Genomic DNA, 19,322 nt, shown 5'->3' with positions numbered 1-19,322 from the left:
GGCAGCTTGCTCGCTGTCGAGGATCATCGGGGCGCTCATGGCTTGTCTCCGGCTGCTGGTGGAGCGGGAAGTGGGCGCCAATGGGTGGGCGCTTCTACACCTTCGTATCGGCCAGCAAGATCGAACCATGCCTCATCATCAGGATCGCCGTTTTCTGCGTCGTAAAATGTGGCATCGGTGAATTGTGCCACCCAAGGCTCGCCGGCATCTTCTCTCCACACCAGAACATTCTGATGCTTCGGTGCGCTGTCGATCCGCTGCCAGCCATCGGGCGCGGAAGGGGCGGCGTACGGGGCCTCAATGATATCCGGGTCACCGAAGCGCATCTTCACAGGCTTCAAAGTAACCTCCTGAGCCGCGATTTTATGGCATGATTCCGATAGTTTGGCACTCTCGCGATAGTCTGGACGCTTGGTTTCGGCTATAGTCCTGTTGCCGTCCCTCTTCGTGCAAAGAGAGGGTAGCCCCTGCGTGGAAACAGGGTCTGAGCTGGCCGTCGTCTCTGCATTGGGGGCGGCGGCTAGCGCCGACATGCTGCGCGCTTCATGGTCGGACTCGGTGGAGAGGGCACCGGACTTGCGAAGGTCGGATGGCTTGAAACCGTCTGTCAGGCATCCGTCGTGCAAGAGCGTGATGTCAGGTTGAAGGATTTCGGAGCCATACAGGCGCGAAAGTTCGATGCCGACGATAACTCCTTCGAAGCGGTCATGGGCGGAGCACTCTTCAGCGATCACCTCGTCGCCGATCTTGAAGCGGTTCAGATCCTCGATATCGAGCATCTTGTTTTCGGGTGACAGCTTAAGCATCGGCGTTCTCCCTGCTGCCGGACTGGGAAGCGGAGAGGGCGGGTTCTGGCGGCAATTCGCAATAGTGACTGGGATTTGGTTCGCTATCGGCTTCGTCAAACCAGAGCCAGCCGCCTTCGGACTGCTCGAATTCGAGCCACGCGTTGTAGTAGCGGCCCTTTTCATAGGCGAGAACCTGCCGCCCCTTGGTCGCGGCTGCCAGAAGTTCTGTGGTGATCTCGTCAGGAACGACCTTCCACTCGACCAGCGCCGTACTGGCGGGCTGGGTGGAGATCTTCTTGCCTGAGCCGTTGCAATAGTCGCAGGCCTCAAGCGGGGCTCCTTCGGGGTCTCCAGTCTGACAACCTTCGCCTTTGCAGTGAGGGCAAGGCTCTCCACGGGAGGAGATCAGAGCCGAGAGGATGCGGGTTTCGTAGTCGGACTGTGCAGCGGCTTTGGCGGCTTCGACATTCTGGAAATCCTGTCCAAGGTATCGACGCATGGTCTGACCCGGCACACCCCATATAACAACGCAGGAAAATGGCGGGTCTCCGGGGCCGTGTACCGGCTTATCCGGCTGGATAGAATACCAAAAGCCAAACTCGTCCGGTTGCGAGAACGCTTCGACCCATCCGCTGCGCGCCCACTCCAGCGCCTTGACCTTCCCCTCTCCTGCAATGGGGAGGAACGGGAGGGCAGCTTCGAGGATTTCTCGAACATCGGTCTCGTGAAGGCATTCACCCGATGGCATGTTCACGCTCGATAGCGTGATACGGAGACCGGCCTCGATTGCTTCCTTCCTCACGCTCATCGAATGACTTCTCCCGTTCTGCGGTCAACGACCGTGCCGTCCATGCAGCGCTTAAAACGCGGATGGGACAGGCTGGATTTCGGCTTGGCGATGCCCAGGTGCTTCTTGCGGGTGCGGGCGATCTTGGATTTGACCTTCATCTCGACCGCCGTCTTCCGGCGGTGAGGCTCGCGCTTGGCGGGGAATAGGTTGGTCTCGCGATGCTCACCGCCGAGGATCAGCGCGACCTTGTGGTCGAGATCCCATTCGTCGCGCACCGGGTCGATCTTCTCGCCGGTCAGGTGGCAAATGCCGGCCTCACGGTCGAAGACGCGCTGGCGCACCCGGTCGGGAACCTTCTGATCGTCGTGCTTGGCAATCCATTCGGGGAGGCTGCGCATTAGAATGCCTCCCCGTACGGAACTTTACCGACGGCATCCAGTTCGTCTTCCAGTTGGAAAGGAGCCGAAACATGAAAGCCGCCAAGGTCAACGAGACCGAAACCAACAAGACGATGCCGGAGCCCATTGCAAGGCCACGCCCGCCGGAGATGGATCTTGAGCCGATTCCGTTGCCAGACCGATCTGGAGCGGATGCCAGCGAACGGCAGGCCGATCAGGGCCGCGTTCCGGCGGTTCCCAGTCGAGATGAGGCCAATATGGAACCGGATGAAGCCCTGCCGGACGACACCGAGGAGGAGATCCTCGAAGACGACCCGGAGCATGAAAAGACCCGGTTCGACGAAGAGGTCCCGAAGAGTAGCCGTTGAGCGGGTCGACATCATGCGACCTCCGGGAAATCGTTGTGCTCGACGCCGTCGAGAAGCCTACCGGCGAATTTCTTCCCGACTTTCTGCATGGGAAAGCCGCCGCCGGCTTTATCTCCGCTATAAGTCAGTCGGCAACATCCGCCAGCATCGGACGGCCACTCGCCGCCGTCGTACTGGGTGAGCGGGATCCATTCGCCGTTCTGCTTGTGGTGATATGGCACGCCAGCTGCTGCCGCCTGGTCTCGAAGGTCGCGGAACCAATCATGGTGCGAAGGGCGTGCCTTGTGGCCGCCCTGGTCGGTCTCGCCGCCGGTGATCACCCAATCCGGCATGAAAGCCGGCGGGACGACGACCGGTCCGAGCAACGGCTCGAAAGAACCGAAAGTGAAGAGCGGGTTCGTCTCGATCTTCGCGGCCTTGTGCGCCGGCAGGTTGATGCCGGCCCGCTTCTGGTCCTCGACGGTCGTTGCCAGTGCCGCGTTGACGGGGAGGCCGCCGACCGCGTCCGAAAGCTTGACGATATTCTGCGGCCGCTTCGTTAGGAGCAGATAGACGAGGCGCGGTGTCTCGCGCATGACATTGAACGCGTCGGCGCGCCACTCGGCCGGGACCTGGTTGTCGAAGATGTCGGCAAGGCTGGCGCAGAAGACGAACGGGCGGCTGCCGTCCTTTTCGGCTTGGCGCTGCCAGCGGCGCGGGTCGTTCCAAGTATGAGCGCCGGTGCGCTGGCGCGGGTGATTGCCCCACTGGACCTTGTTGTAGCGCTTGTCCATTAGCGCTTCGGCGTAGCAGCCGTCGCATGCCGGGCTGACCTTGGTGCAGCCCATCCAAGGGTTCCAGGTGTGGGTGGTCCAAGAGATTCCGGAGTTCTCGGCCATTATGCTGCGCTCCCTGCGTTTCGGTGCGTGGTGCCGCGCTCGACCCCGATCAGGTCGTCGAGGAAGTCGAGAACGGCCGCCTTGCTCTGTTGAAATTCCTGCTTGTCCATCGCCTTCATGGACTGGCTTTTCGCCACGTACCGGGTGACGGTCGCCTCTTTGACGTCGACGATGGAAAAGCCGTCGATCGGGCGGATGAACGCCGCCATGCGCGACGCCTCGGCTTTGCTAGAGCAGACGATCGTATGCGCATCGCAGTAGCCGGTGCGGATCAGTGCATAGGCGCGAAGATGCTCCGCGGATTCGGTGAAGGGCAGGCCGGCGAAATGCTCCGGGAGGTTTCGCCAGGCCTCGGCGACCGAAGCGAAATAATGCCGGTGCGTGTTCATGCTCCGGTCGTTGTGCTCGGCGAGGTAATACTCCTCGCCGACGACAAGGTGCCGATCCGCCAGCGATTGCCAGCGGCGGTTTACGGGCACCAACTCTTCACCGGTCCAGCGGAACATAAGCGGCTGCATCGCTTAGCCCGCCATCATCGGATGGTTGCGCAACTGCTCGTCGTTCGCCGGCCGCGAAGGCCTGCGCGCGATAGCCGCCTCAATTTCCTTCTTGAGCGCCAGCGCGTCGCCCGGCTGCAGCGCCCAGAAGCGTTTCAGCGGTTCGCGGTTTACGTCCTGCCACTTAGCGACGGTCTCTGGCGACGATTCCTGCAAGAACCGCATAACCTCGTCGGCAAACTTCCCGACCGGCACGTTTTCAAGCGCCCAGTTGTCGCCCCAGGTAACGGTGATCGAGTTGTCAGCGCCGATCACCCGCATGCGGTGATCTTCGCGTTCCTTCTCGACGACTTCAGAGGCGGTGAGGTCGAGGACCTTGGCGCGATCCATCTCGGCTTCGTCATAGAGGCCGGTGAACTGTTCCGGCCAGCCGGCTCGCAGCGCCTGCATCTCGGCGCACTTCGCGATCATCAGTCGCGGCATGCGTGCCCAGTTGCCGCTATCGTCGAGCGTCTGCTTGCCCGTCTTGTAGCCCTTGCCGGTCTGCTCGTTGTTGGCCCACTCGTCCTTGATCGGGGCGAACTCTTCCCAGAATGACTGGCCGGCGACCTCGTACCATTCGCTCGACTTCGGATCCTGCTTCCACAGATAGACCGTGGCGGAAACGATGCCCTGCGGATTGAGCGGTCCTTTCAGTTCCTTGTCGAATTCATAGATCGGCGGCTTGCTGGCGGGACGGTAGTCACCGCAGCGCTGCGCGATAACACGCTGGCCATCGCGGCTAATGATGATGGTCATCTTACGCTTGGCAGCGTTCCCCTTTGAAAAGACCATCGGGATGATCTGACCGAGGAAAGGGTCGAGACCTTTGCCTCGCGCCACTTCCATGTACAAATTGAACTCGTCGTCGTTGCAGTCCTTCGCAATGGTCTGCTTGACCAGCGCGACCTGCTTGGACGTCATGTCGTACTTGGTGATCGCATTCATGGTCACTTCCTCCGGACCGTGAGAGAGAACGAACCGTTGTCGAGGGTGGCGCCGGGGATAGGGGCGGCATTCTCCTCGCGCAGGTCGGCAGTGAGGGCTTTCTTGTCGAGCTTCGGGGCGGGTCGGGGTTGATCAACCCAATACTTGGCCGGGATATCCGCCTCGTCGACGACGATCAGGCCGGGCGCGCGCTTCGAGAGGGATAGTGTGGCCGTCGGCAGCTTCATCGACATCTGGTCGGTTGCCAGCATCGCCTGTTCGATCAGGGCGCGGATGCGCTCGGCGCGCTTCTCGACCCATTTGCGGCGGGCTTCGAACTCGGCTTCCTTGCTCTTGAGCCCGGTCACGAGGACGTCGCACTCGTCGAGTTCGGCGATGGCCTCCTCGATCGCCTCCATGAGGTTTGTTTCGCCCTCGATGGTGTCGGCGACGAGCTCGGCGTCGTCATCGGCGCCCTGGTTGCGGAGATCGACGAGGAGGGCCTTTGCCGCCTCGGTATGCCGGCGCATGCTGTGTTCGATTGCGGGAGCGGTCATTAGACGGTCCTCTCGGCTACGATTTTGCGGTGGATCTCCTCGGTGTTCGCAAAGCCGATCGCCATGAAGGCGAGGAGGGCGGCGAGGAGAATGATGAAGGTGGCGGCGCCATAGGTGGCGCGGTTGAACTCGGCGAGCCCGTCCAGGTCGATATTGCGGGCCGGTGGGAGCGTGCAGGACTGGCACTCGCAAAATCCGTTCGCTGGGTCGCAGCAGAATTCGATTGGTCGATTGCTCAGAGCCATGACCAGCTACCCCCATTCAAGATTAGCTTTGTCTGGCGTTCGCTAATGCCGTAGCGCTGGGCTATAACGGCGTTGCTCTCTAAGCCCTTGAGTGCTCGCATCGAGCGCACTTGCTGCTCGGTGAGCTTTGCCGATCCGTGGCGCTCGCCTCTGGCCTTAGTGCCATGCTTCAGCTTGTCGGCTTCATTCTCGGCCTTCGTCTTCCAGGACAAATGACCCTTCGTAACGCACCCCTGCTTTCCCTTTCCACACGAGTGCGCGGCGTGGTGTTTCGGGGTCGGTGGCTCGCCGTGTGCTTCTTTGCAGAGGTATCTGGATACGATGACGCACTTGTCGCCTGCCGTCATCGTCGCGTAACCGGTGTCGCTTCTCCCAAACGGCCAGATTAAGCAGTCGTCGCCCTCATAGGGCAGGACAACTTCACGGTAGAACCGCGCTGGTTCGCCTTGGAACGTTCTTCCAGCCGTAGGAGAGCCGTGCTTCCTCAGTCGAAAGAGATGGCCGGAGCACAATCCTCTTGACTGAAGGACGCGCGTGCAGCCTTCGAGAGAACAAACCTTTTTCACAGCGCCGCTCCTGCCACAGGCGCGAACTCGCGGCGGGCGAGGCGGGCGCGATTGTCGTATTCGGGCTGATCGACGTACGAACCTTCGCCGAAGCCAGAGGCGCGGAGGATCGCGCAGGCATCGAGGATGGCCCGGTTGTATGCCTCGTCTTCTGCAGAGAACGATCCGCCACCAAGGGCTTCAATCTCTCGGTACAGTTCGTGCAGCTTCACGCGGCGGGGCTTGAAGGACATTACGCGGCCTCCTTCTCGATCGAGGGCGTTGCGGTGAAATCGGGAAATTCTGAAACTCGGCGGTACGTCTCGACCGTGCAGCCGGGGTAGGCGGCCAACTCGTCGATGGCCTCTTCTTCGTCCCGGAACTCGACTGCATCGGCGTCGTCGTAGGCGAAGAAGCCGTCGATCGTCAGGAACCGACCAACCTCGTCTTGGATGCTGTATCGGGTGACCATCGCCATTTGCTTCGTTCCTCATCCAGCGCCTTGCTGTAATGAGATATAAGCATAGCTAGAAAATGCATTCAAGCAAAACTTTAAAGCAAAACTAGAAAACGCCTCTCGACTCTTTCATGAAAAGAATCAATGTTTGAGAACGAATAGTGAACATAGGAGAAGGGAATGGGGCTGCCGACGCGCGAGCCACTCTTGGGAGAAGTGGCGTCCGTATCTGTTGAGTGTTCAGATTGTGGGAGGTCGCGCTGGTGGCAAGCCGGGCAGTTGATGCGCTTCCCTGGGGTCTTCCCTGGCACGCCATTGGCGAAGCTGTCAGCCCGGCTTACTTGCTCGGCGTGTCAGGAAGACGGGCTGCCGGGCAAGAGCATTTCCGTTCAGGCCTTATTTGTGAGCGAGAACGCGCGCGTTCGGGCAGAGGCTCACGTCCTCAATAGCCGAGAAGTTCTGCCAGAGGTATCACGCGCCATAGCGCCTTTACGGCGTACCGGTTGAACGTCAGTTCCTTCGGTGGGTTGTACTGGCTGACGATGACTTCTGAGGCCGTCCGTCGAACGAAGTACTTGATGTAGGATTTACCGACGTCGCCCTCATTCTCAGGGAAAAGCTCGATCACGATGTGATCGCCAGGCACTGGTTCCCGGCCGCCGACGTAGATGAGCTCGCCGGGGAAGTAGCGGGGGATCATGCTGTCGCTGATCGTATGAAGCGCGAAAGCCTTGGCGACGCCTGTCAGGCCGGGCGGTCGGCGAACGAAACCTTGGCGTTCGCCATTGAACCTGAAATCGCCATCGTCGCCACCTGCAGTGGTGCCCAGGACCTCAATATCCATTGGGCCAGTAGGCGGCGGGGCAGGGTCGGTCACGCGCTCGGCGTCGGCGAGCGGCTCATCTGTTAGGCTGACCACTTCGCCATGGCTAAGGGCGCCCTGATCGACGCGAAGGAAATCGGAAAGCGCAATGAGATTCTCGGTCGATGGCAGGTTTTTGCCGCTCTCGTAATTCCCGATCGCCGCCACATGCACGCCGAGGTGCTCGGCAAGCTGTCGCATTACAAGCCCGCGCTGCTTTCGCGCCTGCTTGATTGCTGCTCCCACGATCTTGGCTTTTTCCTTCGTATCCATGGCCAGCATGTGAGTGATCAAGCCTCATATCGTCTATAAAAGTTTTGCTTGAATAGATTTTCTAGTTGTGCTTATAATTCGGCATGAGCACAGAACCTCTCCCACTCACACTGGTTTTCAAGCAGGCAGGCAGCGCCAGCGAACTGGCGCGTCGGCTTAAGATCACGCCTTCCGCTGTGTTGCAGTGGGACAAGGTCCCCCCGACACGGGTTCTGGAAGTGGAAAGGATCACGGGAGTTTCGCGGCATTTGCTGCGGCCCGACATCTTCGGCGCGCGCCCTTTCGAAGGGGTGACGGCATGAGCGCCGAAGGTCAGATCAAAGCTTTCATCGACCGCATCCTGCGCCTCAAGGAAGAGCAGGACGTCATCGGCGACGACATCCGCGACATCTACGCCGAAGCGGCGAGGGCAGGCATCTGCAAAACCACGCTCGGCATGAAGGTTCGTGACGAAAAGCAGCGAGCAGAAGGATGCTCCGTGTACTTCGCCGCGTTCCCTACGTCGGGCCTGTTGAAGATTGGCATTTCCCGCGACGTTCTGCGTCGCATGGATGCGCTCTCGTATCAGCGCGGTGAGCGTGCCGAACTGATCGGCTCGTTCCCGGCCACATATCCGATGGAGGGGTGGTGCCACGTCCAGTTCGGCGCGTGGCGGCTGTTCGGCGAGTACTTCGCTTTGAACGACACCACCCGTCAGATGGCTCTGGAAATCCTCGAACTCGAAAAATCCAAGGCGGAGGCGGCTTAGATGTCCGACACCCATATCGTTGCGCGCGACCAACTCCGCGCCTTCATCGAGCGCATTGAGCGCCTCGAAGAGGAAAAGAAGACGCTCGCCGACGACATCAAGGACGTCTACGGCGAAGCCAAGTCCATGGGCTTCGATACGAAGATCCTGCGCAAGGTCATCTCGATCCGAAAGATCGATGCGGACGTCCGCGCCGAGCAGGAAGCTATCCTCGACACATATCTCCAGGCACTCGGCATGATCCAGATGGACATGTTCGACGAACCCGAGCCGGAGACGAGCCCTAAGCTCGTTGCGACTGTCGCGACCGCTATGCAGACCCAAGCGGGCAGGGCGGCATTGTTGACCGCAGTCGACATCATGATTGAGCGCGAAGAGCGCATCGATCCGACGACCGGCGAGTTCCTCGACGACGCCCCGCGCTCCGACGCCGGCCTCGACATCGTCACCAAACACACCGAGATCGCAACGAACGAAGGAGGCGCCAACCAAGAGGAAGAACTGGCTCAAGGGAGCACTCCCGACCTCGAACCGTCTGGCCCGGACGTGAATGGGCACCTGAATTCGCCTGAAGAGGCAAACGAGATGGACCGCGACGAGATGCGAGGCGGCGAAGCCGTCCATCCCGTGCCAGCGGAAAAGGGGCGCGAGGCAATCCCGGCTGGACCGGAAGGCGTTGACCTGACCCATGCTGACGCCGGTGAAATCCCGGCACCCTCGTTCCTCACCAAGCCGCCGTCGCCGCTGCGCCCTCATTGCCAGCGTCCAGAGATGTGCGCGGGTGTCGGAAGAACTCATTGCCACACCTGCACCAAGGCGATGCGCGAGCAGGAGGAATTCGCATGAACCTCCACGCCGTCGAGCATCAGCACGACATCGAGACGAGCAGGGCAGAGGTCTACGCGGTCGAGATCGCGACGGGCGTCCCGCTTCCCGACGAGCAGTTCGACCGAGCCGTGATGCTCGACGTCGAGCGCCGGCCACCCCGCACGAAGTTCACCAGAAGGAGAGCAGCATGATTGCCATTCAGATCTTGTTCGCCGCGACATTGGCCTCTGCCTTTCCGCTGTTGGCTGGTGTGGCCTGGTTCTGCGAAGCGCAGTTCCGGAAGGAGACGGCCCAGAAGAATTTCCACGCCATGACCGACGACGAAATAGCGACGGTGATCCTCTCCGATCACCGTCGCTCGGTCATCATGGATTGATCGCGGTTCTCCTCCTCCCTCGCGATCAACGAGAGCCCCAGTCTTCCTCCTCCCGGCTGGGGCTCTCAACCCGAATTCGGATCCGCTTGTTCGCCAGGCGCATGACCACGGCTTGAACAGCAGACCCCAAAGGAATGGCCGGTGACGACAGGGGATCGTCACCGGCGGCAAGACCATCGAGTGCGGCGGCGGTCTTGCGGAACTGAATGACCCGGGAGGGACCGGCTGCAGCGCCAACTGCGCCGTCCTCTCCATCGGATGAAATGCCTGTGCGACGCATCTCGGTACTCCTTCAACGGAACCAGTGATCTCACAGGAGAACGACAAGGTGTTGGGAACCGACAACAAGGGCTTGGGGTCTCGCCCCAAGGAAAAAATTCTCAATGAAGGCGGCGACATGAGCGCGGACGTTTTAGAGGCACGAGACTTACTGAGAGGGGCTTTCCCCCTCGGCCGTTACGGCAAGCTGGACAACGTCTTTTTCGAAGCCAGCAAGTTCATCAATCGCTTTGTCCAGAAGGAGTTCACCCAGCGACGGGCGCGCTCGATCTGGGAGGGCACCGCACGGCGGATCGACGCCGAAGAAATGGATGCGCTGCGGGCAGCAGCAATCGAGGAGAGCAAGCGTGAACAAAGAGAACTGCGTGCCCGTCTGGCTGCGCTGGATGCGAAGCTTGCCCGCGTCAATGCGGCTCCGGCTCGCTCGTCGGTGGCAGCGGATCGCCGGCCGTAGGCTAGATTGGGCCGAATACCTGGCACCGGAACTGAAGGACGAGGACGGGCAATGAGCATCCATCAGCCAGATCTGTTCGAGGCCGCAAACGTCCGTAGCCTGCGAATGCCGATAGCGGTGACCGAGGAGATCGCGAAGTTGATCTCCGCGAACGCGCCAGTCGCTATCGGGGTCTCCGGTGGTAAGGACAGCCAGGCGGCGGCCTTGGCGACCTTTAACCACCTCGACACCGTCGGCCACACAGGACCGCGCATCCTCATCCACGCAGATCTTGGCTCAGTTGAATGGGACGACAGCTTGCGCGTTTGCGAGGAGCTCTCTGACCACCTCGATTGCGAGCTCGTCGTTGTGCGTCGTAAGGCGGGCGACTTGATGGACCGGTGGGAACGCCGATGGTTCTTGAGCAAGAGCCGGTATGAAACCCTCAGTTCTGTCACGCTCATTCCGTGCTGGTCTACTCCCTCGATGCGTTTCTGCACGTCCGAGCTCAAGACGCACGTCATCATGGCGGAGCTTAAGAGGCGCTTCAAGGGGCAGAAGATCCTGAACGTGATTGGGGTCCGCCGCGACGAGAGCGCAGCTAGAGCCCGCATGGCGATTGCTGATTCAGACACTGCCGGCCAGGTGTGGACCTGGCGTCCGATCATCGAGCGGACCACCGACGAAGTCTTCGGCGTGATCGATAGCTCCGGCTTGCAGCCACATCCTGCCTACCGCATCCACGGAATGACCCGCGTGTCTTGCCGTTTCTGCATCATGTCGAGTGTCGCGGACCTCACGGCGGCGAGCGCCGTTGAAGAAAGTCACGACATCTATCGCCGCATGGTGAAGCTCGAGGTGGATAGCAGCTTCGCTTTCCAGGGGTCGCGCTGGCTGGGCGACGTCGCGCCCCACCTGCTGCCGGGCGATCTCAAGGAAGCGTTGGCCGAGGCGCAGAAGCGCGCCGTCTTGCGCAGGGAGATCGAGGGACGGGTCACTAAGCCGATGCTCTACGTCAAGGGTTGGCCAACGCGCATGCTGACAAACGACGAGGCTGAGATCCTTGCCACGGTCCGCAACCAGGTCACTGAGCTCTACGGCTTCGCTTCCAGCTGCCTGACCGTCGACAGCATTCACCAGCGCTATGCCCAACTGCTCGACGAGAAATCGGCGAGCGACGCAGCATGACCGACCTTTGCAACCAGTTCAATCAGGAGGCCGCATAGCATGGCAGAGCACCTTCTTTTCAGCGAGCATCTGACGGCAAAAGAAATCCATAAGCCCATAGCCGAAACATATCTCGGCCAGGCGCACATTGCTGGCACCGGCCCTGAGGGAAAGACGTGCCGCGAGTGCATATTTTGGCACGTCTGGAAGGCGAAGAAGCTGGCAGGGGGGGGCACCGAAAAGGTGCCAACCGATCCCGGCTATTTCGGCGCGCGGCATGCCAAGACGCCGTGCGAGCTGAAGAAAGCTCGCTGCAACAGACCGATCCTGAACAAGGCAAATCGCCTGATCCCGCATACGGCGAAAGCCTGCCGCCTGTTCGAGGCCGCGGAGCACGCCCTGCCGGCCAAAAAGATCGGGTGACGACATGCCTGCAATGACGCCGGAGAAGATAGCGTTTCTCGACGCCGAGATTAGCGGCCTTCGTGGTCGCATCGGTGATCGGGGCAATTCCGTGCAGCGCGCCAAGCTTCAGATGCTCCGCGACATCCGAGAGGACTATCGAAAGTCGGCAGATGCCGATGGGAAGCGCGAGCGGGAAGGGCAGGCATGACCTTCCTCGACGCCTTCGAAAGGTTCGGTCCCGACACGATCGCCATAGCCGACGCCTTGGACATCAAGGAGCATGAGGCCGACCGCCTCATCAGCGCGCGGCTTAACGCTGACTACACCGAGCGCTTGCACGCCCGTCGGATCAACAGGATCAGCTACGCCGGCAGAGAACCATTCCAGGCAGCGGAGTGGGCAAAATGAGCATGCCGCGCCACAAGGCCAAGCGTGATGCATCCGAGCCGGCGATCGTCGCCGTCCTCGAACGCGTCGGCTTCAGCGTCTTCCGCCTCGACCAGCCGGTTGACCTCCTCTGCGGTTTCCGCGGCCGGAACTACCTCGTCGAGGTCAAGACCGGCACAAAGGGATACGGCAAGGGGCTGAACGCGAACCAGCAGACCTTCGCCGACGACTGGCGCGGATCTCCGGTGTTCACGCTGCACAGTGTCGATGATGCCATTTCCTTCTCCCAAGCCATCGCGAGAGGGGAGCACTCATGAGCAACCGCGCCTGGATGCCGCTGCACATCGCCGACTACCTCGCTGACACCGGCCACCTGACCGCGACCGAGCACGGCGCTTATCTGCTGCTGATTATGCACTACTGGCAGAACGGCGCTCTGCCGGAGAACGAGCGCGTGATCGCGCGTATCGCCAAACTCAGCCCCGATCAGTGGGAAGAGAGCAGGGACATGCTGGCCATGCTCTTCGGGCCAGGCTGGACCCACAAGCGCATCGATGCTGAACTCGCAAAGGCCGACGACATCATCGAGAAGCGTCGGTCGGCTGCATCTTCCCGTCACAGCAAATCCAAAAGCAATGCAAGTGCAGAGCAAATGCAAAGCACATGCAGTGATACGCGCGTGCCACCTATAACCGATAACCTATCTACATCCTCACTTCGTTCGGATGTTTGCCCGGAGCCGGAAAAATCCGCTCCGGCCTCGCCGACGGCGATCGAGCTTCCGGCGCTGAAAGGCGAGATGGTTGCGATTACCGAGGCCGAGGTCGCGGAATGGTCCGAAGCCTTCCCGGCCGTGGACGTCCGTCAGCAGCTTGCAGCCATGCGCTCATGGCTCAACGCCAATCCCGGAAACCGCAAGACGAGCAAGGGGATGAAACGCTTCGTCGTTTCGTGGCTGTCCCGCGACCAAGATCGCGGCGGCGGCCGGCAGCAGCCACAAGCTCAGGCGCCGCCCCGGCCGATGAGCCCTCACATCCAGCGCCATGAGCGCATCCGCCAAAACCTCAAACGTGAACTCTACGGTGATGAAAATGCAGACAATGCCGGCCATGTCATCGACCTTGCAGAACGAGATTACCACTCTCACTGAGAAGCTTGCACCGTCTGGTGCCGACGAGGTGGCGAAGTGCATCAACGCCTTGCTCGATGCCGGCTTCATGGTGCCAGCGTCAGTTAACGAGGCAGAGGCGATCGACCTGTATCGTGACGCGCTGTCGGCGACGGCGATCGCAGGGCTTCGCAAGGCCTTCGTCAAGCTTAAGCGGGGCGAGTACGCAAATCACCGTTCATTCATGCCGACGCCTGCCGAAATGGCGGCGCTGGCAAATGCCGAGGCCCGCGGTCTGCGAGAAGACCGCGCCCGCGCATCGGAATTGGCAAGGACGGTGCGCGAAAACGCTGCGCTCGGCGGCCCTCGCATGTCGCGCTACGGGCTCAAGGACCTGCGGATCACCCAGGAGGAGAGGGCGCGCGAGCTCGCCGCTCAGGGCTTCGTCTTCGTCGCCGAATGCCAATCTCACGACGAGTTTGCCAACGGCTGCAAGAAGCGGCGGTGGCCCCTCGGCGCAACGCATCTTTGGGCGATCAATCAGGTGTGGGCGCCCGCCGTCGTTAAGCCGTCCGCGCCGGAGGTGCAGGCCGATGCTGCGTAAGCTCCGTCCCCGTCCTGACGCCAACGATCACGTCATAGCCTTCCGCGTCCATCAGTTACGCACGCTCGGCCACCTGACGCCGACGGACTACGTCCGGCTTCGGAGCCTCGAACTCCGGATCCCGTCAAAGGTCATGCTCGGCCCGTCTCAACGCCGCGCCATCACCAGACAGCGCCACCGGATCATGTGGGAGCTACGCCAGCAGAGGCGGATGTCGTTGAACGCCATCGCCCGGGTCTTCTCGCGGGACCACACGACCGTCGCCTACGCCTTGAACAAGATCGAAATGGAGAACGCCCAATGAGCTGGTACGCAATCAAGACCCGACCCGGAACCCAGCGCCCGGCAACGCCGCGGATCGGCGAGCCCGAGGACCGCAAGGGCGAATTCATCATCGAACGGAACCTGAGGGACGCCGACATCGAAATCTACATGCCGTCCTTCCGGAAGGACATCAAACACCACCGGACCAAGGAACTGATCGAGCGCCGGTTCGCCATGATCGTCGGCTACTCGTTCGTGTACCTGCCGACGTCCGATTTCTACCGGCTGTCGCGCGTCGATGGCGTCACCTCGATCCTCGGTGTGGCTGGCTATCCCACCCGGATCTCCAATTTCGACGTCGAGAGTATGCGGGACGCTGAGGCTATCGCCGGCGCCTCTCTGCAGCGCGAGCGCGACGCCCGAAAAAAGCGCACCCGCAAGGAGCTTCAGGAAGAATTCCCGAAAGACGTCACCGTCCGGATCGCGCCCGAACACCGCCTGGTTGGCGGCATGCTGGCAACCGTCCTCGATGTCACCGGCCGCAACACGGTGAAAGCTGTGGTCGAGATGCTCGGCGGCCTCGTTCACGTCGATCTTCCGCTTGAACTGATCGATAAAGTCGCTTAATGTCGCTGCAATCATTGGTGATTTGCAGGCTGTTCTGATCGCGGACCTCGATTAGAGGGAACACTCGCCGGGCCTTAGGGAGGACGTCACCGCCCCCCGCTGCAGCCAAATATTGCCGAAAATTGCGTATAGAACTCCAACCCTTGGGTGCCCCCGGAAGGGCCTCCGCCCCTCCAGGGAGATCTGGTCACATTACGATTGTGCCGAACCTACGGGCAGTTTACTGCTTCAGGCAGCAATGAATTGATCACGCAAGCGGGATGCCCTCCCGCAACATTTCCATATTCCGTGTCCGTTCCATAGAACTGTTTGCAACGCGCTAACAGCAACGATGCCTTCAATGCATCATCGTCGCTGTCAATGTATGGACACACCACTTGGCCGTCCGCTGCGGGGGTGTCACATTGTGTCTTGACCTTGCAGAACTTGTATCCGGCAGGGGCGGATGCGGCAAATGCAGTTGGGATAAAGAGGGACAATGCTCCTAGCGTCGTAAGAATTATAGTCGCTTTGGTCATAACTTCCTCCTTTGAAATGAGCGCAAAGTTAGAGCCTGCTAGTCATGGTAGGTGAACTAACAGCGTTGATTAAGAAATATTGAAGTAATCGCCGCAATACACTTTGCGGCTACGCGCTATTCAACTTACGCGACAATCAATTCCTGAGGGAATGATATTCGATCCGATCGCCGGCCGCTCGCCTATTGGCAAGCGTCCGCCGCTTTGCCTGTGTGGTAACGGTTGCGAATTCTACGCCATAGATGCAGAGTTGCACATTCACCCAATTTGGTGAGGCGCACTACGCAAACGGCAAGCGCGACCACCCAACGACCGCTGTCTATGCGCAGGGTGGTCGCCTTCAATTTGTCATGCGCTCGGTTTCTTGAAAGCTTTAAGCCGCGCAACAAGGTCCGTGTACTGGTAAACCGCCTTCAGCAGTTCTTTAGCGAGTTCGATCGCTATCGCACATTCATCTGGTCCGATTTGATCGTAGGTCTTGGCTTCGATGTGCGCGGCGTCGTTTCCGAGGAGGCGGAGATCATCTGCTGCTGCAAGTAATTCCTGCGGGATGATGACTGTTTTGCCGAGTGAGGCCAATCGCTTCATGAGGTTGTCGCCGCCGGCTTGCTTGTCTTCGCATAACTCTTCCAGTACCCGTCGGACCATGAGTGCTGAGGCGCGGTAGCAGCCGCTCGCGTGGCATTTGATAGCTTCCTCTAAAGAGGCCAGAATGCGCGGCGGTAGATTTGAGGAATCGAAGTCAATTACTTCAGGAGGGTAAATCTGCCGACCATCGTTGTCCTTCGCGTAGAAGACTACTGATCGGCATTCAATGTTGGGGCACTGTCGGATCCCCACCCTAACGGTTGAGGCTATCCGATTATTTACTATGCGATTCCACCCGGCGTCTTGAGCGTTGACGCCGTGAAAGGCGCCTTTTAGGCGGCACGCAGGGCACCGAATGTTGATCGGGCCTGGATTATACTGAGAGACTTCGCTAGTTATGCGTAGGTCCACATCTCGCTCCTATGGTTTGTTTATCCTGGATCAGCGGGGATCAGAGAAGCGGGTCGGCCACTGAAAGTCAGCCTTGCACACTGGACACTTCCAGGGTTGGCCAGACACGTTCACATGCTCGACGAGACGTATGAACTTGCCCTGGGCCTCGCATAAGGTGCAGTAGGGCGCTCCGACAGGTTTTCCATCTATCGCGTCGTATGTCATCCCTTTGTGGGACGTAGTTTCCTCGGCTTTGAATTGCAGTTTTCGCCGAAGCTCTGCGAGCTCTATGTCGCGGTCTCGGAGCTCTTGTTGTGCGTCGACCAAGCCAAGCTTCGCCTCGGCAAGAGCCGCGGTAACCTCCGCGATCTTGAGTTTGAAGCTCGCCTCGTCGACACGCGCATCAATCTCGTTCAACTGCTTCACAATAGTTAAGGCTGTCGAGATGCCAGTTAACGCGCCCGGTATATCCACTTCGTCCCTCCTGTCTCCTGAAGCTGCAACGTAGACGTTTGGTAGATGGAAAGGCAAGCCAAGGTTCATGCGACCGAGACCTCCATCGTCGATGCTCGACGACATCACCTCGCCGGCCTTCGCCCCGGCCGAGGACATGCCCGACTGGGTGGATGCGACGTTCCTCGACCCGGCGTCGCAGGTCCACAATCCAGACCACGCCCATTTGGCCCACGCCGACATCGGCTTCCTCTGGACCATAGTCGGCAACAGAAAGAAAGGCCGCCGCGTCATCGGCCAGTGCGAGACGGGATCTCCGCAAGGCACGATGGGCAAGTGGTCACGCGCCCGGGCAGAGATGCAGGTCAAGCAGTGGTTCGGCCATGTGCCGGACTTCATCATCACGCTAGACGCCGACTACTGCCGAGAGTGCGGGGACGCCGAGTTCATGGCGCTGGTCGAGCACGAGCTCTATCACGCCGCCCAGGACGTCGATTCTTTCGGTGTCCCGAAGTTCAGCAAGTCGACCGGCCGCCCAGTGTTCGTCATCCGTGGTCACGACGTCGAAGAGTTCGTCGGAGTGGTCAGACGCTACGGGGCTGATGCTGCCGGCGTCCGTGCCATGGTTGATGCAGCCAACCAGAAACCCGAGATCGCCAGAGTGCAAATCGCGCATGCATGCGGCACCTGCCAGCTTAGGGTGGCTTAATCCTGATGAGGTTCTGATAGTTCGATGGCCGCCAAGAAGCTCACCAATGAGCAACAGTTGTTTGTCGTCCAGAGCCTCGCATGCTTCGACAGCCCGAAGACTGTCGCCGACGCGCTCAGGAAAGAATTCGGGGTGGAGATCACCCCACAGACCGTTGAGGCATACGACCCGACCAAGCGGGCAGGGGCAAAGCTAGCGCAGAAGTGGCGCGCGATCTTCGAGGCCACCCGTAAATCCTTCATCGACGACACTTCGTCGATCGGCTGGTCGCACCGATCCACTCGCCTGCGCTTGATCCAGCGCGTTGGTGAGAGGGCGGAGGGGATGGGAAACCTCACTCTCGCCCTTCAGGCCGCAGAGCAAGCCGCCAAAGAGATGGGCGACGCGTTCACGAATCGCCAGAAGCTCGATCACACGCACTCTGGGGAGATGACCCTCAATGTGTTGCAAGAGGACGCCGAACTGTGACGCATGCAGGTAGCTCGATTAACGGAGAAGCAGCGAGAGGCTAACCGCTTGCTGGCTGGGCCGGCTCGCAACATCATGCTGCGCGGCGGGTCTCGGTCGGGGAAGACCTTCGTTCTTTGCCGTGCTCTGATCCAGCGGGCCATCAACGCCCCTGGCTCACGTCATGCCATCTTCCGGTTCCGGTTCAACCACGCCAAAACATCGGTGTGGTCGGACACTCTGCCGAAAGTGCTATCGCTCTGCTTCCCTTCGTTGAAGGTGAGGTTCGATAAAACCGACTTCTATGTCGAGTTGCCGAACGGCTCACAGATCTGGATCGCAGGCCTCGACGATAAGGAGAGGGTCGAGAAGATCCTCGGCCAGGAATACGTCACGCTCTACTTCAACGAGAGCAGCCAAATACCCTGGGCGTCCGTCGAAACCGCGATGTCGCGCCTCGCCCAGAAGTGTAAGCTCGCGCCAGAGATCGCAGCCGCCACAGGTCGGCGCTTTTTGTCGCTGAAAGCCTACTTCGACTGCAACCCGCCATCAAAGCTCCATTGGAGCTTCCAGATGTTCCGGGCGAAGATGAAGCCGGGCACGAAGGAAGCGCTGGCAAAGCCTGACGACTATGTCGAGATGCGGGTCAACCCGTCCGACAACGTCGATAACCTGCCGGCGGAATACTTCGAGGTTCTGGCCTCTATGTCGGCCGCGAAACGGCTCCGGTTCGAAGCGGGCGAGTGGGCAAGCGAGGTCAGCGGTGCCCTTTGGGCGCTCGAAGATCGTTTGGCACCCGACGGGAAGAACATGCCGGGCATCGACAGCCTCCGGGTTTCGGAAGCGCCAGAGATGCAACGCATCGTCGTCTCTGTCGACCCATCGGGAACGAGAGGCGATGGCGCCGGTGACGATATCGGTATCATCGTCGCGGGCCTCGGCATCGACGGCCACGGCTACATACTGGAGGACGGCACCTGCCAGATGTCGCCAGAGGGCTGGGGACGCCGAGCGGTCGAGCTCTTCCATCGTCATCAGGCGAACCGGATTATCGGCGAGCGGAACTTCGGCGGCGATATGGTGCGGTTCACCGTCTCGACGGCAGACAAGACCGCGCCGTTCAAGGAAGTGGTCGCCAGCCGCGGCAAGGCGGTGCGAGCCGAGCCGATCAGCGCGCTGTATGAGCAGGGCAAGGTGCATCACGTTGGGGATTTCCCCGACCTCGAAGACCAGATGTGCAACTTCACTCCGTCCAGATACCTGGGCGATGGATCGCCTGACCGGGCCGACGCGCTTGTGTGGGCTCTAACCGAACTGATGTTGGACGGCAGCACGTTCACCCTTGCCAACATTTGAGGGCCGCG

The 19,322-nt window shown here is 60.4% G+C and carries 33 protein-coding genes and 2 pseudogenes; 19 read left to right on the top strand and 16 right to left on the bottom strand.

From position 1 onward, the window contains the following. Positions 1–35 precede the first annotated feature (35 nt). From IB262_RS05410 to IB262_RS05400, 3 genes are read right to left on the bottom strand one after another with little or no spacing between them, the layout of a single operon-like run. Complete coding sequence (locus IB262_RS05410; protein ID WP_192493467.1) at positions 36–806, bottom strand: DUF551 domain-containing protein; 771 nt, start codon at positions 804–806, stop codon at positions 36–38. Further along, entirely contained in the window at positions 799–1,596 is a 798-nt protein-coding gene (locus IB262_RS05405; RefSeq protein ID WP_192493466.1) for a zinc finger-like domain-containing protein, read from the bottom strand. The genes IB262_RS05410 and IB262_RS05405 overlap by 8 nt, the downstream gene beginning before the upstream one ends. After that, positions 1,593–1,976 carry an HNH endonuclease gene (locus tag IB262_RS05400; RefSeq protein ID WP_192493465.1) on the bottom strand — a complete coding sequence of 128 codons (384 nt, stop codon included), beginning with the start codon at positions 1,974–1,976 and terminating at the stop codon, positions 1,593–1,595. Before IB262_RS05400 ends, IB262_RS05405 begins: the two co-directional genes overlap by 4 nt. 71 nt (positions 1,977–2,047) lie before the next feature. Here IB262_RS05400 and IB262_RS05395 point away from each other — a divergent pair, with 71 nt between their 5' ends. After that, complete coding sequence (locus IB262_RS05395; protein WP_192493464.1) at positions 2,048–2,344, top strand: hypothetical protein; 297 nt, start codon at positions 2,048–2,050, stop codon at positions 2,342–2,344. Positions 2,345–2,355: 11 nt separating this feature from the next. On the opposite strand, the gene IB262_RS05390 is transcribed toward IB262_RS05395, so the two are convergent. The 9 genes from IB262_RS05390 to IB262_RS05350 all read right to left on the bottom strand — a co-directional run bounded on the left by IB262_RS05390 (position 2,356) and on the right by IB262_RS05350 (position 7,624). Then, positions 2,356–3,222, bottom strand: coding sequence for a DUF5131 family protein (locus IB262_RS05390; protein WP_192493463.1), 867 nt, complete (start codon positions 3,220–3,222; stop codon positions 2,356–2,358). Further along, positions 3,222–3,728 carry a hypothetical protein gene (locus tag IB262_RS05385; protein ID WP_192493462.1) on the bottom strand — a complete coding sequence of 169 codons (507 nt, stop codon included), beginning with the start codon at positions 3,726–3,728 and terminating at the stop codon, positions 3,222–3,224. The genes IB262_RS05390 and IB262_RS05385 overlap by 1 nt, the downstream gene beginning before the upstream one ends. A 15-nt stretch (positions 3,729–3,743) precedes the next feature. Further along, entirely contained in the window at positions 3,744–4,706 is a 963-nt protein-coding gene (gene bet / locus IB262_RS05380; RefSeq protein WP_192493461.1) for a phage recombination protein Bet, read from the bottom strand. A 2-nt stretch (positions 4,707–4,708) separates the two neighbouring features. After that, positions 4,709–5,242: a siphovirus Gp157 family protein gene (locus IB262_RS05375; protein WP_192493460.1), complete on the bottom strand. Its 534-nt coding sequence runs from the start codon at positions 5,240–5,242 to the stop codon at positions 4,709–4,711. Further along, positions 5,242–5,487: a hypothetical protein gene (locus IB262_RS05370; RefSeq protein ID WP_192493459.1), complete on the bottom strand. Its 246-nt coding sequence runs from the start codon at positions 5,485–5,487 to the stop codon at positions 5,242–5,244. Before IB262_RS05370 ends, IB262_RS05375 begins: the two co-directional genes overlap by 1 nt. Then, entirely contained in the window at positions 5,478–5,699 is a 222-nt protein-coding gene (locus tag IB262_RS05365) for a hypothetical protein (protein WP_192493458.1), read from the bottom strand. The genes IB262_RS05370 and IB262_RS05365 overlap by 10 nt, the downstream gene beginning before the upstream one ends. Positions 5,700–6,049: 350 nt before the next feature. Beyond that, positions 6,050–6,286, bottom strand: coding sequence for a hypothetical protein (locus tag IB262_RS05360; protein WP_192493457.1), 237 nt, complete (start codon positions 6,284–6,286; stop codon positions 6,050–6,052). Further along, positions 6,286–6,510: a hypothetical protein gene (locus IB262_RS05355; RefSeq protein WP_192493456.1), complete on the bottom strand. Its 225-nt coding sequence runs from the start codon at positions 6,508–6,510 to the stop codon at positions 6,286–6,288. Before IB262_RS05355 ends, IB262_RS05360 begins: the two co-directional genes overlap by 1 nt. A 421-nt stretch (positions 6,511–6,931) precedes the next feature. Then, a complete protein-coding gene (locus IB262_RS05350) occupies positions 6,932–7,624 on the bottom strand; it encodes an XRE family transcriptional regulator (protein WP_090427134.1) in 693 nt (230 codons plus the stop codon). Positions 7,625–7,707: 83 nt separating this feature from the next. Here IB262_RS05350 and IB262_RS05345 point away from each other — a divergent pair, with 83 nt between their 5' ends. From IB262_RS05345 to IB262_RS05325, 5 genes and pseudogenes are all read left to right on the top strand, one after another. Further along, a complete protein-coding gene (locus tag IB262_RS05345; protein ID WP_192493455.1) occupies positions 7,708–7,926 on the top strand; it encodes a Cro/CI family transcriptional regulator in 219 nt (72 codons plus the stop codon). Beyond that, positions 7,923–8,093, top strand: a pseudogene (locus IB262_RS36645) (GapR family DNA-binding domain-containing protein); the annotation flags it as partial. The gene IB262_RS05345 and the pseudogene IB262_RS36645, both read left to right, overlap by 4 nt. Before the next feature lie 279 nt (positions 8,094–8,372). Then, positions 8,373–8,615 (top strand): annotated as a pseudogene (locus tag IB262_RS35875) (DUF2312 domain-containing protein); the annotation flags it as partial. 599 nt (positions 8,616–9,214) lie between these two features. Continuing rightward, on the top strand, positions 9,215–9,391 hold the full coding sequence (locus tag IB262_RS05330) for a hypothetical protein (RefSeq protein WP_192493453.1): 177 nt from the start codon (positions 9,215–9,217) through the stop codon (positions 9,389–9,391). After that, positions 9,388–9,576: a hypothetical protein gene (locus IB262_RS05325; RefSeq protein WP_192493452.1), complete on the top strand. Its 189-nt coding sequence runs from the start codon at positions 9,388–9,390 to the stop codon at positions 9,574–9,576. Before IB262_RS05330 ends, IB262_RS05325 begins: the two co-directional genes overlap by 4 nt. A gap of 25 nt (positions 9,577–9,601) precedes the next feature. Here the strand turns inward: IB262_RS05325 and IB262_RS05320 are convergent, their stop codons facing one another. Further along, positions 9,602–9,856, bottom strand: coding sequence for a hypothetical protein (locus tag IB262_RS05320; RefSeq protein ID WP_192493451.1), 255 nt, complete (start codon positions 9,854–9,856; stop codon positions 9,602–9,604). Positions 9,857–9,904: 48 nt separating this feature from the next. Here IB262_RS05320 and IB262_RS05315 point away from each other — a divergent pair, with 48 nt between their 5' ends. The 10 genes from IB262_RS05315 to IB262_RS05270 are packed head-to-tail and all read left to right on the top strand — an operon-like array spanning position 9,905 to position 14,850. Next, positions 9,905–10,309: a hypothetical protein gene (locus IB262_RS05315; protein WP_192493450.1), complete on the top strand. Its 405-nt coding sequence runs from the start codon at positions 9,905–9,907 to the stop codon at positions 10,307–10,309. Positions 10,310–10,360: 51 nt separating this feature from the next. Next, positions 10,361–11,476, top strand: coding sequence for a phosphoadenosine phosphosulfate reductase family protein (locus IB262_RS05310; protein ID WP_246802591.1), 1,116 nt, complete (start codon positions 10,361–10,363; stop codon positions 11,474–11,476). A gap of 39 nt (positions 11,477–11,515) precedes the next feature. Next, positions 11,516–11,878 (top strand): hypothetical protein, encoded by a 363-nt coding sequence (locus tag IB262_RS05305; RefSeq protein WP_192493449.1) that lies wholly within the window; start codon positions 11,516–11,518, stop codon positions 11,876–11,878. Between the two features lie 4 nt (positions 11,879–11,882). Continuing rightward, on the top strand, positions 11,883–12,068 hold the full coding sequence (locus IB262_RS05300) for a hypothetical protein (protein WP_192493448.1): 186 nt from the start codon (positions 11,883–11,885) through the stop codon (positions 12,066–12,068). Next, positions 12,065–12,268 carry a hypothetical protein gene (locus IB262_RS05295; protein ID WP_192493447.1) on the top strand — a complete coding sequence of 68 codons (204 nt, stop codon included), beginning with the start codon at positions 12,065–12,067 and terminating at the stop codon, positions 12,266–12,268. Before IB262_RS05300 ends, IB262_RS05295 begins: the two co-directional genes overlap by 4 nt. Continuing rightward, complete coding sequence (locus tag IB262_RS05290; protein WP_177235792.1) at positions 12,265–12,564, top strand: hypothetical protein; 300 nt, start codon at positions 12,265–12,267, stop codon at positions 12,562–12,564. Before IB262_RS05295 ends, IB262_RS05290 begins: the two co-directional genes overlap by 4 nt. Further along, positions 12,561–13,397 (top strand): DUF1376 domain-containing protein, encoded by an 837-nt coding sequence (locus tag IB262_RS05285; protein ID WP_192493446.1) that lies wholly within the window; start codon positions 12,561–12,563, stop codon positions 13,395–13,397. Before IB262_RS05290 ends, IB262_RS05285 begins: the two co-directional genes overlap by 4 nt. Further along, positions 13,291–13,959: a hypothetical protein gene (locus IB262_RS05280; protein WP_192493497.1), complete on the top strand. Its 669-nt coding sequence runs from the start codon at positions 13,291–13,293 to the stop codon at positions 13,957–13,959. The genes IB262_RS05285 and IB262_RS05280 overlap by 107 nt, the downstream gene beginning before the upstream one ends. Then, on the top strand, positions 13,949–14,263 hold the full coding sequence (locus IB262_RS05275; protein ID WP_192493445.1) for a helix-turn-helix domain-containing protein: 315 nt from the start codon (positions 13,949–13,951) through the stop codon (positions 14,261–14,263). The genes IB262_RS05280 and IB262_RS05275 overlap by 11 nt, the downstream gene beginning before the upstream one ends. Beyond that, positions 14,260–14,850 carry a transcription termination/antitermination NusG family protein gene (locus IB262_RS05270; RefSeq protein WP_192493444.1) on the top strand — a complete coding sequence of 197 codons (591 nt, stop codon included), beginning with the start codon at positions 14,260–14,262 and terminating at the stop codon, positions 14,848–14,850. The genes IB262_RS05275 and IB262_RS05270 overlap by 4 nt, the downstream gene beginning before the upstream one ends. Before the next feature lie 209 nt (positions 14,851–15,059). On the opposite strand, the gene IB262_RS05265 is transcribed toward IB262_RS05270, so the two are convergent. From IB262_RS05265 to IB262_RS05255, 3 genes are all read right to left on the bottom strand, one after another. Continuing rightward, a complete protein-coding gene (locus IB262_RS05265) occupies positions 15,060–15,368 on the bottom strand; it encodes a hypothetical protein (protein ID WP_192493443.1) in 309 nt (102 codons plus the stop codon). 348 nt (positions 15,369–15,716) lie between these two features. After that, positions 15,717–16,208 (bottom strand): DUF4145 domain-containing protein, encoded by a 492-nt coding sequence (locus tag IB262_RS35870; RefSeq protein ID WP_348646887.1) that lies wholly within the window; start codon positions 16,206–16,208, stop codon positions 15,717–15,719. A gap of 189 nt (positions 16,209–16,397) precedes the next feature. Further along, entirely contained in the window at positions 16,398–16,892 is a 495-nt protein-coding gene (locus IB262_RS05255) for a hypothetical protein (protein ID WP_192493442.1), read from the bottom strand. On the opposite strand from IB262_RS05255, the gene IB262_RS05250 reads away from it, so the two are divergent. Genes IB262_RS05250 through IB262_RS05240 form a run of 3 tightly spaced genes read left to right on the top strand, consistent with a single transcriptional unit; the run spans position 16,891 to position 19,314 of the window. After that, complete coding sequence (locus tag IB262_RS05250; protein WP_192493441.1) at positions 16,891–17,511, top strand: putative metallopeptidase; 621 nt, start codon at positions 16,891–16,893, stop codon at positions 17,509–17,511. The two genes, IB262_RS05255 and IB262_RS05250, sit on opposite strands and share 2 nt — an antisense overlap. A gap of 24 nt (positions 17,512–17,535) precedes the next feature. Beyond that, positions 17,536–17,979 (top strand): DUF2280 domain-containing protein, encoded by a 444-nt coding sequence (locus tag IB262_RS05245; protein WP_192493440.1) that lies wholly within the window; start codon positions 17,536–17,538, stop codon positions 17,977–17,979. Positions 17,980–17,982: 3 nt separating this feature from the next. Next, entirely contained in the window at positions 17,983–19,314 is a 1,332-nt protein-coding gene (locus IB262_RS05240) for a phage terminase large subunit (protein WP_192493439.1), read from the top strand. Positions 19,315–19,322: the final 8 nt, after the last annotated feature.

Origin of the sequence: Ensifer sp. ENS02, from assembly GCF_014851885.1 — a bacterium.
Classification (GTDB): domain Bacteria; phylum Pseudomonadota; class Alphaproteobacteria; order Rhizobiales; family Rhizobiaceae; genus Ensifer; species Ensifer adhaerens.
This window is presented reverse-complemented; position numbering and strand designations above follow the sequence as displayed.

Bases quoted from the DNA above. Each gene is read 5' to 3' on its own strand.
- IB262_RS05290 (WP_177235792.1), top strand. From the start codon at position 12,265: ATGAGCATGCCGCGCCACAAGGCCAAGCGTGATGCATCCGAGCCGGCG.
- IB262_RS05375 (WP_192493460.1), bottom strand. From the start codon at position 5,242: ATGACCGCTCCCGCAATCGAACACAGCATGCGCCGGCATACCGAGGCG.
- IB262_RS05395 (WP_192493464.1), top strand. From the start codon at position 2,048: ATGAAAGCCGCCAAGGTCAACGAGACCGAAACCAACAAGACGATGCCG.
- IB262_RS05350 (WP_090427134.1), bottom strand. From the start codon at position 7,624: ATGGATACGAAGGAAAAAGCCAAGATCGTGGGAGCAGCAATCAAGCAG.
- IB262_RS05345 (WP_192493455.1), top strand. From the start codon at position 7,708: ATGAGCACAGAACCTCTCCCACTCACACTGGTTTTCAAGCAGGCAGGC.
- IB262_RS05295 (WP_192493447.1), top strand. From the start codon at position 12,065: ATGACCTTCCTCGACGCCTTCGAAAGGTTCGGTCCCGACACGATCGCC.
- IB262_RS05370 (WP_192493459.1), bottom strand. From the start codon at position 5,487: ATGGCTCTGAGCAATCGACCAATCGAATTCTGCTGCGACCCAGCGAAC.
- IB262_RS05325 (WP_192493452.1), top strand. From the start codon at position 9,388: ATGATTGCCATTCAGATCTTGTTCGCCGCGACATTGGCCTCTGCCTTT.
- IB262_RS05355 (WP_192493456.1), bottom strand. From the start codon at position 6,510: ATGGCGATGGTCACCCGATACAGCATCCAAGACGAGGTTGGTCGGTTC.
- IB262_RS05320 (WP_192493451.1), bottom strand. From the start codon at position 9,856: ATGCGTCGCACAGGCATTTCATCCGATGGAGAGGACGGCGCAGTTGGC.
- IB262_RS05360 (WP_192493457.1), bottom strand. From the start codon at position 6,286: ATGTCCTTCAAGCCCCGCCGCGTGAAGCTGCACGAACTGTACCGAGAG.
- IB262_RS05280 (WP_192493497.1), top strand. From the start codon at position 13,291: ATGAGCGCATCCGCCAAAACCTCAAACGTGAACTCTACGGTGATGAAA.
- IB262_RS05300 (WP_192493448.1), top strand. From the start codon at position 11,883: ATGCCTGCAATGACGCCGGAGAAGATAGCGTTTCTCGACGCCGAGATT.
- IB262_RS05285 (WP_192493446.1), top strand. From the start codon at position 12,561: ATGAGCAACCGCGCCTGGATGCCGCTGCACATCGCCGACTACCTCGCT.
- bet (WP_192493461.1), bottom strand. From the start codon at position 4,706: ATGAATGCGATCACCAAGTACGACATGACGTCCAAGCAGGTCGCGCTG.
- IB262_RS05390 (WP_192493463.1), bottom strand. From the start codon at position 3,222: ATGGCCGAGAACTCCGGAATCTCTTGGACCACCCACACCTGGAACCCT.
- IB262_RS05310 (WP_246802591.1), top strand. From the start codon at position 10,361: ATGAGCATCCATCAGCCAGATCTGTTCGAGGCCGCAAACGTCCGTAGC.
- IB262_RS05385 (WP_192493462.1), bottom strand. From the start codon at position 3,728: ATGTTCCGCTGGACCGGTGAAGAGTTGGTGCCCGTAAACCGCCGCTGG.
- IB262_RS05400 (WP_192493465.1), bottom strand. From the start codon at position 1,976: ATGCGCAGCCTCCCCGAATGGATTGCCAAGCACGACGATCAGAAGGTT.
- IB262_RS05265 (WP_192493443.1), bottom strand. From the start codon at position 15,368: ATGACCAAAGCGACTATAATTCTTACGACGCTAGGAGCATTGTCCCTC.
- IB262_RS05245 (WP_192493440.1), top strand. From the start codon at position 17,536: ATGGCCGCCAAGAAGCTCACCAATGAGCAACAGTTGTTTGTCGTCCAG.
- IB262_RS05275 (WP_192493445.1), top strand. From the start codon at position 13,949: ATGCTGCGTAAGCTCCGTCCCCGTCCTGACGCCAACGATCACGTCATA.
- IB262_RS05405 (WP_192493466.1), bottom strand. From the start codon at position 1,596: ATGAGCGTGAGGAAGGAAGCAATCGAGGCCGGTCTCCGTATCACGCTA.
- IB262_RS05255 (WP_192493442.1), bottom strand. From the start codon at position 16,892: ATGAACCTTGGCTTGCCTTTCCATCTACCAAACGTCTACGTTGCAGCT.
- IB262_RS05250 (WP_192493441.1), top strand. From the start codon at position 16,891: ATGCGACCGAGACCTCCATCGTCGATGCTCGACGACATCACCTCGCCG.
- IB262_RS05410 (WP_192493467.1), bottom strand. From the start codon at position 806: ATGCTTAAGCTGTCACCCGAAAACAAGATGCTCGATATCGAGGATCTG.
- IB262_RS05330 (WP_192493453.1), top strand. From the start codon at position 9,215: ATGAACCTCCACGCCGTCGAGCATCAGCACGACATCGAGACGAGCAGG.
- IB262_RS05270 (WP_192493444.1), top strand. From the start codon at position 14,260: ATGAGCTGGTACGCAATCAAGACCCGACCCGGAACCCAGCGCCCGGCA.
- IB262_RS05305 (WP_192493449.1), top strand. From the start codon at position 11,516: ATGGCAGAGCACCTTCTTTTCAGCGAGCATCTGACGGCAAAAGAAATC.
- IB262_RS05240 (WP_192493439.1), top strand. From the start codon at position 17,983: ATGCAGGTAGCTCGATTAACGGAGAAGCAGCGAGAGGCTAACCGCTTG.